The sequence below is a fragment of the Bifidobacterium sp. LH_230 genome, from assembly GCF_056357555.1.
In genome coordinates this window covers 32,943-50,078 of sequence record NZ_JBKEWJ010000001.1, presented here as the reverse complement: position 1 = coordinate 50,078, position 17,136 = coordinate 32,943, and the positions used below count along the sequence as shown (strand labels likewise).

General features: G+C 64.8%; 13 protein-coding genes. 5 read left to right on the top strand and 8 right to left on the bottom strand.

The genetic code is table 11. The features are described from left to right. Positions 1 to 54: 54 nt before the first annotated feature. Positions 55 to 1,065, bottom strand: coding sequence for a YlbL family protein (locus AC1A0G_RS00180; protein ID WP_476526644.1), 1,011 nt, complete (start codon positions 1,063 to 1,065; stop codon positions 55 to 57). 54 nt (positions 1,066 to 1,119) lie between these two features. On the opposite strand from AC1A0G_RS00180, the gene AC1A0G_RS00175 reads away from it, so the two are divergent. Then, positions 1,120 to 2,628, top strand: coding sequence for a zinc-dependent metalloprotease (locus tag AC1A0G_RS00175; RefSeq protein ID WP_476526643.1), 1,509 nt, complete (start codon positions 1,120 to 1,122; stop codon positions 2,626 to 2,628). A gap of 839 nt (positions 2,629 to 3,467) precedes the next feature. On the opposite strand, the gene AC1A0G_RS00170 is transcribed toward AC1A0G_RS00175, so the two are convergent. After that, the gene (locus tag AC1A0G_RS00170; RefSeq protein ID WP_476526642.1) at positions 3,468 to 5,042 is read right to left on the bottom strand and encodes an ATP-dependent helicase; all 1,575 of its coding nucleotides are present in this window, start codon (positions 5,040 to 5,042) and stop codon (positions 3,468 to 3,470) included. A 197-nt stretch (positions 5,043 to 5,239) separates the two neighbouring features. Between AC1A0G_RS00170 and AC1A0G_RS00165 the strand changes: the two genes are divergently transcribed. Next, a complete protein-coding gene (locus AC1A0G_RS00165) occupies positions 5,240 to 7,036 on the top strand; it encodes a phosphotransferase (RefSeq protein WP_476526822.1) in 1,797 nt (598 codons plus the stop codon). A 103-nt stretch (positions 7,037 to 7,139) separates the two neighbouring features. Beyond that, positions 7,140 to 7,364, top strand: coding sequence for a DUF3107 domain-containing protein (locus AC1A0G_RS00160; RefSeq protein WP_476526641.1), 225 nt, complete (start codon positions 7,140 to 7,142; stop codon positions 7,362 to 7,364). A gap of 440 nt (positions 7,365 to 7,804) precedes the next feature. On the opposite strand, the gene AC1A0G_RS00155 is transcribed toward AC1A0G_RS00160, so the two are convergent. Continuing rightward, positions 7,805 to 8,689: a PHP domain-containing protein gene (locus tag AC1A0G_RS00155; protein WP_476526640.1), complete on the bottom strand. Its 885-nt coding sequence runs from the start codon at positions 8,687 to 8,689 to the stop codon at positions 7,805 to 7,807. Between the two features lie 75 nt (positions 8,690 to 8,764). Here AC1A0G_RS00155 and AC1A0G_RS00150 point away from each other — a divergent pair, with 75 nt between their 5' ends. Next, a complete protein-coding gene (locus AC1A0G_RS00150; protein WP_476526639.1) occupies positions 8,765 to 9,427 on the top strand; it encodes a vitamin K epoxide reductase family protein in 663 nt (220 codons plus the stop codon). A 779-nt stretch (positions 9,428 to 10,206) separates the two neighbouring features. On the opposite strand, the gene AC1A0G_RS00145 is transcribed toward AC1A0G_RS00150, so the two are convergent. From AC1A0G_RS00145 to AC1A0G_RS00135, 3 genes are all read right to left on the bottom strand, one after another. Beyond that, positions 10,207 to 10,692: an N-acetyltransferase gene (locus tag AC1A0G_RS00145; protein WP_476526821.1), complete on the bottom strand. Its 486-nt coding sequence runs from the start codon at positions 10,690 to 10,692 to the stop codon at positions 10,207 to 10,209. A gap of 316 nt (positions 10,693 to 11,008) precedes the next feature. Continuing rightward, on the bottom strand, positions 11,009 to 11,902 hold the full coding sequence (gene gnd / locus AC1A0G_RS00140) for a phosphogluconate dehydrogenase (NAD(+)-dependent, decarboxylating) (RefSeq protein WP_476526638.1): 894 nt from the start codon (positions 11,900 to 11,902) through the stop codon (positions 11,009 to 11,011). A 93-nt stretch (positions 11,903 to 11,995) separates the two neighbouring features. Beyond that, on the bottom strand, positions 11,996 to 12,595 hold the full coding sequence (locus AC1A0G_RS00135; protein ID WP_476526637.1) for a gluconokinase: 600 nt from the start codon (positions 12,593 to 12,595) through the stop codon (positions 11,996 to 11,998). A gap of 168 nt (positions 12,596 to 12,763) precedes the next feature. Here AC1A0G_RS00135 and AC1A0G_RS00130 point away from each other — a divergent pair, with 168 nt between their 5' ends. Beyond that, positions 12,764 to 13,552, top strand: a complete 789-nt coding sequence (locus AC1A0G_RS00130) for a FadR/GntR family transcriptional regulator (protein WP_476526636.1) — start codon at positions 12,764 to 12,766, stop codon at positions 13,550 to 13,552. A gap of 226 nt (positions 13,553 to 13,778) precedes the next feature. Here the strand turns inward: AC1A0G_RS00130 and AC1A0G_RS00125 are convergent, their stop codons facing one another. Continuing rightward, entirely contained in the window at positions 13,779 to 14,261 is a 483-nt protein-coding gene (locus AC1A0G_RS00125) for an S-ribosylhomocysteine lyase (RefSeq protein ID WP_476526635.1), read from the bottom strand. A 407-nt stretch (positions 14,262 to 14,668) separates the two neighbouring features. Next, positions 14,669 to 16,720, bottom strand: a complete 2,052-nt coding sequence (locus tag AC1A0G_RS00120) for a RecQ family ATP-dependent DNA helicase (protein ID WP_476526634.1) — start codon at positions 16,718 to 16,720, stop codon at positions 14,669 to 14,671. Between the last annotated feature and the right edge of the window lie 416 nt (positions 16,721 to 17,136).

The following is a 17,136-nucleotide window of genomic DNA, read 5'->3' as shown; positions in this document are numbered from 1 at the left end:
GCATCCGATCGCACCGCGTCCCGGACGGTCATCGGCACCATCTGACCGACATGATCAGGCGGTGCAGTGCGGCAGGGACTCCCCCTTGCCGTCACCGATCGCGACCAGCGCCTGATACGCCTCGTCGAGCGTCGCGACCTTCACGTCGCGCAGGCCGTCCGGCACATGGCCGACGACCTCGTCGCAGTTCGATTCCGGGGCGAGGAACCACGTCGCGCCGTCCCGTTTCGCGCCGATCATCTTGAGCCGGATGCCGCCGATCGCGCCGACCTTGCCGTTCTTCGCCATCGTGCCGGTGCCGGCGATCGTCTTGCCGCCGGTCTCATCCGCTTCGGTGAGCTTGTCGATCAGACCGAGCGAGTACATCATGCCCGCGGACGGGCCGCCGATGTCGTCGACATGCATGGTGACCTTCACGCCGCTCGTGTCGATGCCGAGCGTCTGCTTCGCGTACGCGAGCGCCGCCGCGGTCGCCGATCCTTGCGAGGAGGTCATCTCCTTCTCGCTTTCCTTCTGGTATTCCTCCGCGCTCTGGCCGACCGGCACGACGGCCTCCTGCGGCATGACGGTCTGCTGCGGGTCGAGCCACGCCCATACGGTTTGCGCGTTGGTGACCGGATAGCCGGGCACGCCGGACGCGTTGACGGTGACGAGCAGCAGCTTGCCGGTGTCCTGGTGCGTGTCGGCTCCGGTGACGGTGATGATGGTCTTGCCGCCGGTCTTGCCGAGCACGTCGGCGGTGGGGCCGGGGCCTTCGACCGCGTATGCGCTGGGCAGACACAGCACGATGGCCGACAGCAGCACGGCGAGCGCGCCGCAATAGCGGCGGGCCGGCACATAGACGCCGATGCCGTAATAGTTCTTGACGAGCGCGATCGTACGACGAATCCCGTGTCGCTTCGGATCGCGTCGTGTGCTCTGCCGGGAACCGGACGCGGACTCGGACTCCGGGTCGGACTCATCCGGCTGCCGGGTCTGCGTCGCGTTCTCCTCCACGGCTTCCTGCGTGGCGTCCGGGAATATGCCTTCGGCGTGAGACTGGCGTTTCGTGTGCATGTTCGGCATACCTCCAATACTATGGAACCAACCGACGTTAACACATGAAGCGGGGAACGGACTATGGACGAGAACGCAATCCACCAGTGGCTGATCGAATGTTTCGGCCCGATCCAGGGCGAGATGGCCTTCAAGCAGCTCAATGACCTGCCTGACGCGATCAAGGACCAGCTCATGAGCCAGGACCCGTCGAAGCTGCCCAAGCCGAGCGAGGTGCAGGCGCTGATGCAGGCGTTCACTGCGGGCGGGCTGAACACGCCGAGCGAGATGCAGCAGACGGTGGCCGAGGGGCCGATCAACGTGAAGCTGGCGAAGTCGATCGCGCTGCAGCAGGCGAACGGCGAGGGTTCGCTGTCGACGGTGAGCGCGGAGGCGGGCGCCGCGGCGCGTCGTGCGATGAGCGAGGCGAACCTGTGGCTGGACACGGCGTGCGAGATGAATCCGGTGGCCGGCGAGCCCGAGGTGATGACCCGTGCCGGCTGGGTTGAGGAGACGATCGACGCGTGGGCGAAGTTCGCGGCGCCGGTGGCCGAGTCGATGAACGAGGCGCTGGCCTCGGTGATTTCGGAGCGCCTGGGCGACGCGTTCGACGGCGGCGAGATCGCGGGCGTGTTCGCCGGCCCGGTGTCGATTCCGATTCCCGACGGCATGAAGAACCCGGCTCAGCTGATGCGGCTGCTGGGCAACACGTCGTTCGCGATGCAGCTGGGGCATGCGGCGGGTGATCTGTCTCACGAGGTGCATGGCAGTTTCGACCAGGGCATCGCGCTGCTGGCCAATCCCGCTGGTGGCCTGATTGTGCAGAACGTCGAGGAGTATGCGAAGTCGCTGGATATTCCGGTTGGGGAGGTCATGTCGTTCCTTGCGCTGCGCGAGATGGCGCATGCGCGCCTGTTCTCGTCGGTGCCGTGGCTGATGCCGCGGTTCGAGGCGCTGATCGGCAAGTACGCGCGTGGCGTGGACATCGATCTGGACGCGATGGAGGAGCAGCTGCGTGAGGCGAGTTCGATGGACCCGGAGGCGATCTCCGGCGCGGTGAACCTGACGAAGGTGGGCATTGCGGACACGCCCGAGCAGCAGGAGGCGAAGGCGTCGCTGGAGACGCTGCTCGCGCTGGTCGAAGGCTGGGTGGATTGCGTGGTCTGGCGTGCCGGCATGGCGCATATTCCGCATATCGAGCAGTTGCGTGAGATGATTCGCCGTGAGCGGGCGGTCGGCGGTCCGGCCGAGCGGACGTTCGAATCGCTGCTCGGATTGGAGCTGCGTCCCAAGCGCATGCGCGAAGCGGCGGCTCTCTGGGAGCAGATCGGTGCGACGGACGGTCCCGAGGCCCGCGATGCGAAGTGGGGTCATCCGGATATGCTGCCGGCGTTGCCGGGCGACCAGCCGGCCAACGGCGGCGCCGATGCCGCTGACGGCAGCAATGGCGAGGGGGCGTCCGCTCAACCGAACGGTTCGGGCGATGGCTCCGATGCGATTGATTGGGATGCCGAGCTGAGCAAGCTCCTCGACGAGGATTCCGGTGATGACCCGTCCGGCGATGCCGGCGACACCCCGGATGACGCGCAATAAGTGGGTGTTCCCGGACGCAATAATCGGTAAGTGGGTGTTTGCCTACCACGAAAACCTTAATTTGGCGGTTTTCGTGGTAGGCAAACACCCACTTGTTTGTTCATGGTACGGATTCGCCCACTTATGAGGTTTCTTCGTGGTAGGTGATCGCCCACTTATGATTCGTCCGTCCGTAAACGCCCACTTATCACGCTCCTTCGTGGTAGGCAAACACCCACTTACGGTTCAATGGTCCGCAAACATCCACGTGCCACGCTCCCCTCATGGTAGGTAAACACCCACTGGTTCGAGATAACGGCATCACGCTTCGCGTGATACTGCGTTATCGGCGGCCTGACGGCCGCAGTACCCCACCCGGCGCTACGCGCCACCCTCCCCTGAGAGGGGAGGGAAAAGGGCTGGAGGCATATTCATCGACCCGCAGACTAGTTCCCTTCCACACAGGGGAGGGAAAACTAGGGTCTGTCCTTATCCAACAGATTCAGCCGCTCTCCTTGGACGAAAGGGCAAGAAAACACTGCAGATCGTTTTAAGAGTTTTCAGTTTTCCCTCCCATCTCAGAGGAGTGGTAGTCTCGTTGGCACCCCGCGCCGGCTTTCCTCAGCTTTCCTTCCCTTTCAGAGGCCTCGTCGGCGAGACCTGGACCGCCTTTCCTAGGTCACCCTCCCCTGTTAGGGGAGGGTGACCTAACGTGGCGAAGACCGCGGACCCGTCCAACGATTCCCTCCCCTTTCAGGGGAGGGTGGCCGGCGAAAGCCGGACGGGTTGGGGTACCGCGGCCGTCAGGCCGCCAGTAACGCAGTATCGCGCGAAGCGCGATCCCCCTTCCCCCTCCCGAATCAGGATAAAAACCTGCTCGGCGTGCGCGCCCGGCCCGGCAGGGTCGGGTCTTTGGCCCGGGCGTAGGACATGTGCAGGCTGTCCTCGGCACGGGTGACGGCCACATAGGTCAGCCGCCGCTCCTCCTCCAACGCCGCGTCGTCGGAGGGCGAGCCGAACGGCAGCAACCCCTCCGAACATCCCACCACGAACACGTGCTTGAACTCCAGACCCTTGGACGCGTGGATCGTGGAGATCGTCACCGCGCCGGCCTGCGCCGCACTGTCCGCGCCCAGCGATTCCAGCGCCTCCTGCCGGGCGACCGGGTCCGCACCGCCGACGGCGGAAGCCCCGGACTCCCCCGAACCGGACCATCCGGCATCCCGCCGCACGCGATACCGTAATCCGGCCTCATACAGCGCACGTCCGAACACCGGCTGCTGCGCGTTGATGCGCGTCAGCACCGCGCAATCCGCAGGATCGACGCCGCGCGACACCATCCGCGCGATCCGCGCCGCCACGCCGCGGGCCTCCTCCTCATCCGACCCGTACACCGTATGCGTCACGCGCGCACCATCGTCGCGGGCCGACGTCAATCGCAGATAATCCGCGCGGTTCGGCGACTTGGCAAGCACGCGATTCGCATAGCCGACGATCTGCGGCGTGGAACGATAATCGGTATTCAGATTCACGTCGGCGGCGAGCGGCCCGAACTGGTCCGCGAACGACAGCAGGTCGTAGCTGCTCGCGCCGGCGAACGAGTAGATCGTCTGCGCGGGGTCCCCCACCACGCACACGTTGCGGTTGGCCGGCTCCGATCCGGACGACCGGCCGCCGCCCTGAGAACCCATGCCGAGCCACAGCATCATCAGCCGGTGCTGCAACGGGGAAACATCCTGGTATTCGTCCACGGTCAGCCAGCGCACCGACCGGCGGATCGTCGCGGCCGCATCCTCGAACTCGTCCAGCACATGGCAGGCGACGAGCAGAATGTCATCGAAATCGATCAGTCCTTGCGCGGTCTTCTCCTGCTCGTAGCAGTCGTACACATCCTCGAACTGCTGCGATTCCAGCCCGGCCGGCGGGCGACGGTGCACGGCCGCGCACACACGCGGGTAGTCGCCGGGCGCGATCATCGACACCTTCGCCCAGTTGATCTCCGCGTGCACGTCGCGCACCGTGAGCCGGTCGACATCCAGCCCGGCACCGCACACGCGCTGCAACGCGGTCGCGACGATGCGCTCCGGCTCCCCATCGTTCGCCACATGCGGGAACGGCCCGTCGCACACGTCCTCCCACACGCCGCGCAACTGCTGCAACGCAGCCGAATGGAACGTGGCCGCCCTGACCTCCTCCACGCCGAGCCGGCGCAATCGGGAGCGCATCTCCGTGGCGGCCTTCACCGAGAACGTGACGGCGAGCGCGCCTGACGGATTCCATTCGCCGCTGGCGCACGCGTAGGCGATGCGCCGCGTGATCGTGCGCGTCTTGCCGGCTCCGGCGCCCGCGATGATGCGCACCGGACCGTTCACGGTGGTCGCCGCCGTGCGTTGCGCGTCGTCCAGTCCTTCGAGGATTGCGTCTGCCGATGTCATGCGTCCCATTGTGGCAGCCGCGATGCCCGCGGACTCCGCCGCGCGTGTTCCGGCATGTTCCACGATGTGTTTCACGCGGACCGTACGAAGATATGTCACGGATGGCGGCAAAACGCCGTGTGCGTCACGGTATGTATTAGGGTGTAACTGTGAGTGAACGAAGCAAATTCCAGTTGGCGGCCCTCGCCTGTGCGGCCATGCCGAGCATCACCGTTGCCGGAGTGCGCGACGCGGGTCCGTCGAATACGCCGGATTCGGCCGCGGGCATCGATCAGGCGATCGTGTTGGACGCGACCGGCCGACAGTACGATGTGTTCGCATCCAGCACCGACGCGGGACGCAAACGGTTGCAGGGGCGCGTGCGCGCGGCCCGTACGCTGGCCGAGTCGCGTGAGCCGGGCGGACTGGGGTTCGGACTCGATCAGGTCGCCGCGTTCCAGGACGGCACCGACGGCAAGGGATCGACGGGACTGACCGCGGTGATGGTCATCAACCATCTGGACGGCGTGGCCCGCAATCTCGATCTGCTGACGTTGGACGACTGTTCGGCGATGGGCACGGCGATCGGCGCGATCCACCGGCTTCCCGCGGCTTTGGTGCAGCCGGGCGGCTATCCGGTGTTCGGCACCGCGCAGATTCACGCGCAGCTGACCGGCTGGATCAAGCGGCTGCGTTCGGCCGGCCATATTCCGCCGGAGATCACGTCGAGTTGGGCGCGGATCATCGACACGGAAGGACTGTGGGCGTTCGGCACCTGTTTCGTGCACGGTGGTTTCGTGGACGGCGACGTGCTGTATTCGGGGTCGACGATCACGGCGGTCACGAACTGGCAGGGCATGCAGGTGAATGATCCGGCGCGTGACTTGGCGTGGATCTTCGCCAAGTTGGATGAGGAGCATCGCAATGCGGTGCTGGCTGCATACGGTCGCATGATGGGGTCGCGGTTGGATGATCTGATCATGCTGCGCGCCAACCTGTGGCTGCAGATGGAGCAGGTGGGCGATTTCATTCAGGCGTTGAACCGGGCCGACAACGTGAAGATCATGCAGTTCAAGGCGCAGGTGGACCGTCTGGCCCATCAGTTGGGTCTGGCGACGCAGAAGAGCCAGTCGGCTCCCGTCACGCCGGCGCCGATGAGCGCGACGGCCGCAGCGGCCGGATTGGGCGGCGCGAACGGATCGAACGCGAGCCGGTCGAACAGTATGGGCGACAGTCAGTCGCCGTCGACGATCACCGTGGGTACGCTGCTGCACGAAAGCGAACGACGACTCGCACAGGCCGCGGCGCAGGCCAAGGCTCAGCAGGCGGCGCAACAGGCCGCACAACAGCATCGTGCGAACGTTGTCGATTCCGACGCGACCGGTGACATGGACCGCACCGGTTCGGCGTCCGTCAATGCGGTCAACGCGGTCGGTTCGTACGCCGCGCAGTCCGACCCGGATTCGACCGAGGACAGCACGCCGGCCTCGACGCCGCAGGCGCATCAGGCGCATACGAGCCAGGCACCTACGTCATGGTCGCCGTCGAGCACGCCGACCCAGGCGATCAGCCCGACCGAGGCCCACGCGATGTTCGCGGCATCCGCGCAACCGTCCGAAACTGCAATGCCGGTCGAGTCGCCCGCACCGGTGGCGGACGACGAACCCAAGGACCAGCTGATGGACGCGCAGCCTTACGCCTACCGTTCCCAGCCGTATCAGGACCGGCTGCACGCCGATCATGCCGCCGCGGCGCAGGATCAGGATGCGCAGACCGTGCTGATTCCGCTGCTCGAGCAGGAGGAGCGCGCGTTGCGTGACGCGCAGCTCGGACTGGCCTCGCGCACCGGCATCACGCAGGCCGTGGCCCACGGCACGGCTCAGGCATCGACGACGTCAACCGGTACCGGTGCGACTCCTGCCGTCTCCGCAACCGATGACTCCGACGGTACAGCCGGCGTCGCGGCGGCGAATGACGATAACGACGACACCGGCGAGACCACGCCGAAAGCGTAACCCGCACGGCGCGGTCGTCCGATTGGCACAATAAGCATCATAGGTCGTCCGCACATGGCCGCACCGCCGGCCAGCGCACATCCACCAACCATAAGGAGCAATCATGGATATCGAACTGGGCATCCGCAACGTGGCGCGCACCGTCACGTTCAGCACCGAGCAGAGCGCCGAGGAAGTCAACGCGGTGATCGGCAAGGCCGTCAGCGAGCATCAGACCATCGAACTGACCGACGACAAGGGCCGCCACATCGTGGTTCCCGCCGACGCGCTCGGCTACGCGATCATCGGTTCGGAAACCAAGCACGCCGTCGGCTTCGGCGCCCTGTGATCCGCTGAGGATCGGGCATATCGCGCAACGTTGCGGAATCGCACGTTGCGCGATGCTGTACTATCGGCGGCCTACGGCCGCAGACGCTCCCTCAGTCAGCTTCGCTGACAGCTCCCTCAACCGAGGGAGCCAAGGCTACCGCCAGCGTCAACAGCCTTCGGCTGGCTGTGTTGTTAGCTCGCTACCGCTCGCTTCTCGTCTAAAAATGCCTCTGACGTTTCTTTACTTTTCGACTTAGCAAAAGGGAGTCAGGCTGCAACAACGCGGCTCTAAGATTGTTGCAATGGCTATTGCCGAACGCAGCAAGTTACAGATATAAAGCCTCGGCTCCCTCGGCTGAGGGAGCGTCGCGGCACGCCAGTGCCGCCAACCAAAACAGCATCGCGCAACGCGCGATTCCAACGTGGGAGCCGCGCCGACGCGGCTCCCACCCCAACTCCTCACCGCCACAGCGGAATCGCGCCGCGGCGGACGATTTCGGCCACGGTGGCCTCGTCGGTGAGGTTCTCCCCCAGCGTGTTCGGCTTGCCTTTGCCGTGCCAGTCGGAACCACCCGTCACCAACAGCCCATACCGATGCGCAATCGTCAGCAACCGTTCGCGCTGCTCGGGCGGATTGCCACGGTGCCACACTTCCAGCCCGTCCAATCCCTCCGAGACCAGCCGTTCGATCTGCGCGTCCGACAGCAGTCGCCGGTTGCGGCTCAGATCGCCCGGATGCGCGATGACCGTCACGCCGCCGGCCTCGCCCACGGCACGTACCACCTCGTGCGTCGTCGGCGACGGCGTCGGAATATAGTACTTGCTCGACGAACTGACCACGTCCGCGAACGCGTCGGAACGGGTCGGATACACGCCGGCCGCCACGAGCGCATCCGCGATATGCGGCCGGCCGATCGTCGTCTTCTCCCCCTCACGCACCTGTTCGAGCACGCTGCCCCACGTGATCGGATAATCCGCGGACAGCAGTTCGACCATGCGACGCACGCGCTTAAGACGCGCCGCCCGCGTCGCCTCGAACAGTTCGCAGATATGCCGGCTGCGCGGATCGTACTGGAACGCGAGCATGTGCACGGAGATTCCCTCGTCGTCGGCGGTGATCTCCGTGCCGCGCAGCAACGGCAGCCCGCAGCGCGACGACGCGTCCTCGGCCGCATGCCATCCCGCGGTCGTGTCGTGGTCGGAAATGCCCACGCCGGCCAGTCCAAGTTCCTTGGCTTGCGTCACCAGCGTGGCCGGCGTTTCCGTGCCGTCGGAAAACACCGTATGGCAGTGGATGTCCCAGCCCGTGCGCGGCGGTTCGGTAGGAATGTCGATGCGAGTCATACGACCATCGTAATCTGAACTCAGTCATCGGCATGCCATATGACATGCCGAACGTATGCGGAAGGGGAACCTGACATGACAACCGAACAGGCCAGCGACACGACGATCAGCGAAACGGCGGACGCCGCCGATCAGCCGCGCGGCTGGCGACACGCCGCGACATGGACGTATCTGATCATGCTGATCGCCTCGGCGGTCGCGCTGGTCGTCTCGTTCGTGCTGTCGGCGGAAACGCTCAAGCTCGCGCGCAATCCCAACCAGATCCTCGACTGCGACATCAACAGCGTGCTTTCCTGCTCGACCGTCGCGCAGTCGTGGCAGTCGGAGATCATCAAGTTCGGCGGATTGAGCTATCCGAACGCGTTCTTCGGCATCGCGGCGGAATCCGTGTTCGTCACGATCGCGGTGATCGGTCTGACGCGCGTGGCGGTGCCGCGCTGGTTCGCGACCTGCACGTGGCTGGGCGGGCTTGCCGCGATCGCCTACTCGTATTGGCTGACCACGCAGTCGCTGTTCGTGATCAACGCGCTGTGCCCGTGGTGCCTGGCGCTCATGTTCTCCACGACGATCCAGTTCATGGCGTTGAGCCACGCGACCGTCACCGTGCAGGGATTGCCGGCGCGTTCGCGCGGATTGCGCACGTATTACCGGCTCAACTATGATCTGATGGTCGACGTGATCTGGATCATCGCGATCGTCGTGCTGATTTTGGTCAAGGACGGCGCGGCGATCTTCTGAGTGCAGGAAGGCGGAATCGCGCGTTGCGCGATGCTGTGTTGGTAGCGGCCTGTCGGCCGCGTACCCCAGCCCGGCCGGCCTGTGCCGGCCACCCTCCCCTGAAAGGGGAGGGAAATCACGATGAACGGTGTCTGCTACGCGGCAACGGCAGCATCGCGGCCGACATACCCACCACCTTTCCCTCCCCTTTCAGGGGAGGGTGTCTTTTTAGGATCAGAAACCGGTTCTACACTAACCTTTCCCTCCCCTCTTAGGGGAGGGTGGCCGGCGCAGGCCGGCCGGGCTGGGGTACTTGCGGCGGCACTAGCCGCCGCTAAAAAACAGCATCGTACGCAAGTACGACCCCACTATTCCACCGGCCGCCCCGCCCAGCAACGAAACGACGCCCTGACGCCGTGCGGTATCAAGACGCACCGAGGGAAGACGCACTGCAGCGCGTCGACCGAGGAGCAACACCACCACCCCGAACCGAACAACGCGATGATGCGTGCGCAGGCCGCCGTCCGAGGCCGAAGGCGTGCTTCGCACGTCGAGCGCCGAGGAAAGGCGGCATACGCTCCATCATCGCCTAGGAACGAAAACGGCACGATGATGCGTGCGGTATCAAGGCGCACCGAGGGAAGGCGCACTCCAGTGCGTCGACCGAGGAGCAACACCGCCGCCACCCCGAATCGAACAACGCGATGATGCGTGCGGAGGCCGCCGTCCGAGGCCGAAGGCGTGCTTCGCATGTCGAGCGCCGAGGAAAGGCGGCATACGCTCCATCATCGCGTTGTTCGTTACCATTCGTGGCGTTGGTAGGCAATCCTGGTGGTGTCGGTGGGACGGTCGAGGAGCTGGATGAGGCCGCAGCGGGCGAAGCCGCTGGTTTCCAAAACGTGCTGCATGGCCTTGTTGTTGGGGTGGGTGTCGGCGCGCACGTTGCCGTAGTGTTTCAGGGCCCAGCGGATGCAGTCGCGGGCGGCGTGTTTGACGAGGCCGGACGAGGCGATGCGGTGGATGGTCACGTAGGTGTCGTCGTCGAGCCATGCGCCGTCGATGTGCGCGTAGGTCGGGTCTTCGCCGGGGCACAATGCGAACTGCGCGAGGATGCGTTCGTGGCCGTTCGCCGTATCGACGAACAGCATGGTGCGTCCGTGCGCGATGTCGTCGCGCACGACTTCCTCGCGCGGGAACGTGGTGCCCCACTGGGTCGGGTTGCCGTTGCGGGCCATGAGTTCGCGCGCGTGGGCGTAGATCTTCTGCATCTGCGGAAAATCATGCATGGTCGCATGCCGGAACCGCCGGGACGACGTGACGGATGACGCTTCGGAACCCACAACTCACCTCATGCTCGAACGGAACGTAACTGAGCCGATAGGCTACCACGTCTGCGGCACAATCGGCGACGTTCACGACATCACTGTTCGATATGCAAACACCGGTCCCCGCATCACTCCGTCAAACCGCACGCGGAGCGTGACTGGGAGCGGGCGCGCCCAGTCACGCACACCATCAAAAACGTTGAAAATTCAACACTTTCACGGTATTCGCAACATGGGGAAAACGCTCCCGGTCACGCTCCGGGTCACGAAGGCGGGCTCAGTGGGTGGCGATTTCGTCGACCTTGGTGACGTGTCCGCCGAACTGGGCGCGCAGGGCCGTCACGACGCGCAGGATGTCGTCGGCCGCGCCGCGCGAATCCTGACGCTGCCACAGGGCCGCGGCGGTGGTCGGCGTGGGCACGCCGAGTTCGAGCGCCGCCTCGACCATCCACTTGGCTTCGCCGGACTCGTTGGCGACCGGCGGTACGTTGTGCAGCGTCGGATCATCCTTGGTCGCGTTCTCGAACAGGTCGAGCAGCCAGCTGGCGACGACCGAGCCGGAGCGCCACGAGGCCATCGTCTTGGCCGGGTCGGTCACGTATTCGCTGCGCATCATCGTGGCGAAGCCTTCGCCGAACGCCTGCATCATGCCGTATTCGATGCCGTTGTGCACCATCTTGGCGAAGTGGCCGCCGCCGACCGGGCCGGCGTGCACGAGGCCGTACTCGCCTTCCGGCTTCAGGGTCTCGAAGATCGGCAGCACGGTGGCGTAGTCTTCGGCCGAACCGCCGACCATGAGCGCGTAGCCGCGTTCCGCTCCCCACACGCCGCCGGAAACACCGCAGTCGAGGAAGCCGATGCCGCGCTGGGCGAGCGTGGCCGCATGCTCGCGATCCTCGGTGTACTTGGAGTTGCCGCCGTCCACGACGATGTCACCCGGTTCGAGCAGCTCGCCGAGCTTGGCGATCGTGGATTCGGTGGGCACGCCGGCCGGCACCATGACCCACACGACGCGCGGGGTCTTGAGCGCGCCGACGAGCGCCTCGAGCGAGTCGACGTCGCGGCCGGAGTCGGGGTTCATGTCGAAGCCGACGATCTCATGGCCGCCTTCGCGCAGCCGCTTGACCATGTTGCCGCCCATGCGGCCGAGGCCGATCATTCCCATTTGCATGATGGTTGCACCTTCCTTGGTGTGTTTGGTGTGGTTGATGTTGGTTGGGTAAGTCTTGACGAACGGCCACGCGGTCCGGTTCGCGGCCCGCTCTTACAGTCCGAGCGCGGCGACCACCGCGGCGGCCTCCTGGTCGGGGCTGGTGCCGTGGCCGATCTCGACGTCGATGTGCACTTCGTCCGCGCCCGGCTCCTCGAGGATGTCGAACTGGGACTGGAGCATGTCGGTCTTCATGAAGTGGCCCTTGCGGCCGGACATGCGCGCCAGCACCTCGTCGTACGTGCCCTTCATGTACACGAACACGACGCCCTTGCGGCGCAGGCGGTCGCGGTAGATCTTCTTCAGGGCCGAGCAGGTGACGACGGCCGGCTCGCCCGCGGCCACGCGCTGGTCGATCCATGCGGCGAGCGCGTCGAGCCACGGCCAGCGGTCCTCGTCGGTCAGCGGGTGGCCGGCGGCCATCTTCTCGATGTTGGCCTTCGGGTGGAAGTCGTCGGCTTCAGCGTACTTGACGCCCAGCTCGGCGGCGAGATGCTCGGCGACGGTGGTCTTGCCGCATCCGCACACGCCCATGATGATGGCGATCGGCTTGCAGTCGTTGAAATAGCCGTCCGGCACGGTGTTCGCGGAGATGATGTCGGGAATGGTCGTCGCGTTCGTCTTGTTCGTAGTCGTCGCCTCGTCGCTATTCATACTGCGTTTCCTTCTATCGATATCAAATCGTATGACTTTACACAGTCACACAACTCTTTCGTATGTCGTAATTAAATATACAACATAGAAATGGAATACGCAACACAACACGACACCAAAGTTCGGAATATGTATGCCATATCACGAATCGTATGCCATACTTGTCTTATGTCTGTTGTGAATTTTGCCGATAATTCTTCGGCCACTCCCGCGTTCGACCTCGCATCCGGCACCGACGCCGCGACGGCGAGCGAACGCACCGCCGACCGCCCGCTGCACGACCAACTGCTCGACGAGTGGGGAAAGGCGATCGTCAACGGCGACATCGCGGTCGGCGAGCGTCTGCCCGAACCGTCGATGAACGGCGAGGCCAGCCCGTCGCGCACCGTGACGCGCGAGGCGACGCGCGTGCTCGAATCGATGGGACTGGTGAGCGTCAAACGCAAGATCGGCGCGACCGTCAACCCGATCAACCTGTGGAACATGTTCGACCCGCAGGTCATCCGCTGGCGGCTCGACGGCCCGCACCGCCAACAGGCCATGCACGAGCTGTTCCAGCTGCGCGCCGCGGTCGAGCCGATCGCCGCGCGGCTCGCCGCCGCGAACGCCACCACCGAGCATTGGGCGACGCTGACCGAGGCGGCCATCAACATGGTGTCGTATTCGAATCAGGCGGACGGCGCGGAATATCTGGCGGCCGACATGCTGTTCCACCGCACGCTGCTGGAGGCGTCCGGCAACCACATGTTCGCGCGGCTCGGCGACGTGGTTGCCTCGACCCTGCGCGGGCGCACGCAGCATGAGCTGATGCCGAAGGTCGCCAATCAGACCGCCTTGAATCTCCACGTCGAGACGGCGGCGCTGATTCGCAAGGGCGACGGGGCCGGTGCGGAAGCTGCGGTCCGGCACATCGTGGACGAGTCCGACGCGGCGGTCGCCCAACTCGGCGGACGGTGAACGCGGCCGATCATTCGTTTGCGCGCGTGCTGCTGCGGTCAGGCACTAAGGAGTATGCCACTCCGACCGAGTACCGAGTACATATGTCATTTCGATCGAGCGAAGCGAGCGGAGAAATCTTACGGCGTAATCACTGTAAGATTTCTCCGCTCGCTTCGCTCGGTCGAAATGACATCACGATGACCATGAAGCACCATGCCCATAGTCACGATCAGCAGAACCCCACTCAGACGAGCTTGCGCTCGAACGGGTCGGAGCTGATGCCCTTGGCGAGGATGTCCTTCGCCCATTCCTTCGCGGTGAACAGACTGTGGTCGCGGTAGTTGCCGCAGCTTTCGATCGTCGTGGCCGGCACGTCGTCCCACGTGGCCTGATAGGCGATGAACTCGAGCGACTCCTTGAGCGCCTTCGCCACGTCCTCGGTGGAGTGCGTGCCCCAGGTCAGCAGGTGGAAACCGGTGCGGCAGCCGAACGGCGAGCAGTCGATGTAGCCGGGGATACGCTCGCGCAGCAGCACGGCGATCGTGTGCTCGATCGTGTGCAGGCCGGCGGTCGGGATCGCGTTCTCGTTCGGCTGGACGAGACGCAGGTCATAGTTCGAGATCACGTCGCCGTTCGGGCCGGTCTGCGTGTCGATGTAACGCACGTACGGGGCCTTGACCTTGGTATGATCGAGTTGGAAGCTTTCGACGACTGGCTTGTCCGCCATATTCAGACTCCTTATGTTGAGGATTCATGTCCGCCTTCCATTGTTCCACCATCGGCCTTGCCGTACTGCACGAATCGGGCAAATCGCTTATAGACGTTGCTTATAGGCGGTTGTTTTCCGCATTCCATGTGCCCAGCACTTCGTCGGTTCCATGCCGCGGTTCTGACTAGCTCTCAGTCATTTCGCGACAGCTATCCTGACCGAGGAGCCAAGCAAACAAGAACACGTCGGCTCCTCCAGCACCCCAATAGGGAAATTGTCAGCAAAGCCAAGGAATAAGACACTCAGTTCAATTCAACAGCAGCACGCACCCACTTCCTCTGCTCCCCCCTGATAGGGGGAGCTGTCAGCGAAGCTGACTGAGGGGGTCACCCGGAGTTTGCCCTAAGCAAGCATCCCCGCCCCACTCATTCGCCAGCCCCAAACCCGGCGATCGCCTCCATGAACCGCTCCCCGTACTGCCTGAGCTTGCTCTCCCCCACGCCGTTGACCTCGAGGAACTGCTCGTCGGTGGTCGGCTTGACACGGGCCATGTCGCGCAGGGTCTTGTCGGAGAACACGATATACGGCGGCTTGCCGATCTCCTGCGCGATGTCGCGACGCAGGGCGCGCAGCCGCTGGAACAGCGCCTCGTCGGCCTCGCTGACCGGTTCGAACGAACCAAGTGCGGGCCCGGCCGCCGCACCGCCGAAACGACCACGACTACCGCTGCCCGCAGCACCGGAACGGCTCGACTTCGCCCGTTCCACGCGTTTGATCTCATAATGGAAATCCGGCGCGACCGTCTCCGCGGCCCGCTTGCCGAATCCGACGATCGGCAGTCGGCCTTCGGATACGAACAGGAACCCGTCGGTCGTCATCTGGCTGAGCACATCGCGCACACGAGCCTCGGGCGTCTGTTCCAGTCTTCCGTAACTCGGGCATCGGTCCAGTCCGCGGGCGAGGACGTCCTGCGCGCGCGAACCTCGCAACACGGCGACGATCTTGCCCGAGCCAAGTCCCTGTCGCATCGGGGCGCGTGTCGGCCGGTTCTGATCGTCGTAGTCGTACATCACGTCATGCACGCACCGACTGATCGCCCGCGCGATGTCGGTCACGTCCAGCGTCTCGAACGTGCTGTCGCAATTCGTGCAGCCGCCCTTGCATTTCACGGCCTGCCCGCCGCCGTTCGCGCCGCCGCCAACCGGCGCAGTTTCGCCGAAATAGCGGGTCATGTACGTGTGCAGGCAGTCGGTGGTGCGGCAGTAGCCGATCATGGCGTCGAGCAGACGGCGCTTGTTGGCGCGGTTGATCTCCTGCTCCTCGGGTGTCATGCGATCGTTCTCATAATCGCTGTCGAGCAGACGGCGGCGCGTGACGATGTCCGACTCGTTCCACAGCAGCGTGCAGCGGCTCGGCTCGCCGTCGCGGCCCGCGCGGCCGGCCTCCTGATAATAGGCTTCGATCGATTCGGGCATGTTGTGGTGGATCACGTAGCGCACGTTCGACTTGTCGATGCCCATGCCGAACGCGTTGGTCGCCACCACCACGGGGATGCGGTCAGTGACGAAGTCGCGCTGGGCCTGGTTGCGCGCGTCGGCCGGCATGCCGCCGTGGTAGGCGACGGCGACCGGACCGAGGTTTTCGGAGGCGGAACCGGAACCATCCGTCGGCCCCGCACCGTCCCCGCCCGCCGCGCGCAACGCCGGCACGGCCCGGTTGATCGCGGCGACCAGCTCCTCGGTCGTCTTGCGTGTGGCGCAGTAGACGATGCCGGACTCGTCCGGGTGCGAGGCGATGTAGGATGCCACCCATGCGGCCTTGTGCTTGGTGTCCATGCGGATCACGTCGAAATACAGGTTCTCGCGGTCGAAACCGGTGACGGTGACCTGCGGGGTGCGCAACCCCAGCATGCCGACGATGTCGCGGCGCACGCGCTCGGTGGCGGTGGCGGTGAACGCGGCGACGACCGGCCGGGCGGGCAGGTTGGCGATGAATTCGCCGATGCCGAGGTATGAGGAGCGGAAATCCTGACCCCATTGGGAGACGCAGTGGGCCTCGTCCACGGCGATGAGACTAATGGGTGTGCGGACGGCGAAGTCCCGGAACCGGTCGGTGTCGAGGCGTTCGGGGGCCACGTAGAGGAGCTTCACATCGCCGCGGGCCGCCTGGGCGAGCACCACGCCTTGTTCGTCGGGGCTTTGCGTGGTGTTGATGAACGCGGCGGAGATGCCGGCGTCGGTCAGGGCGTCGACCTGGTCGCGCATGAGGGAGATCAGCGGCGAGATGACCACGGTGATGCCGGGCAGAAGCGTGGCGGGAATCTGATAGCACACGGATTTGCCCGCGCCCGTGGGCATCACGCCGAGCACGTCATGCCCGGCGAGGATCGCCTCAACCAGGCCGGATTGGCCCGGGCGGAACGAATCGTAGCCGAAATACTGTTTGAGCGCCCCCAGCGCCGCCGCATTGTCTGTCATGCCTTCCCAGTGTAGGCGATGGATGGCGCTTCGGGCATGTTGCGGGGGCTTTTCGCAAACCTTGAGGCAGTTTTCACGGCCCGTACGAGTCTTTCTGCAAACCTTGAGGCAGCCACCCAGTCGAGCCACCACGCATTACACCCAATACGAGGGTATGTCGTACGGGTTCGCCGGCCGGCACTGCCTCACAGTTCGAAAAAAGACCCCTGCGCGATGCCGAATCCGCCTCAAGGTTTGGAAAAGACCCCGCTCACCGGCATCAAGGCCAGACGGTTCGACGATCGAGAGGCATTTTTTGATCGCCGCATAGGTCTGTTTGACGATCGAGAGGCTGGTCCTTATAGGCTCCGACGAAGCAACCCGTCTTTGACACGGTACAACACCGCGAAGAGGGCGTTGGCTCCGTCGGCACCTGC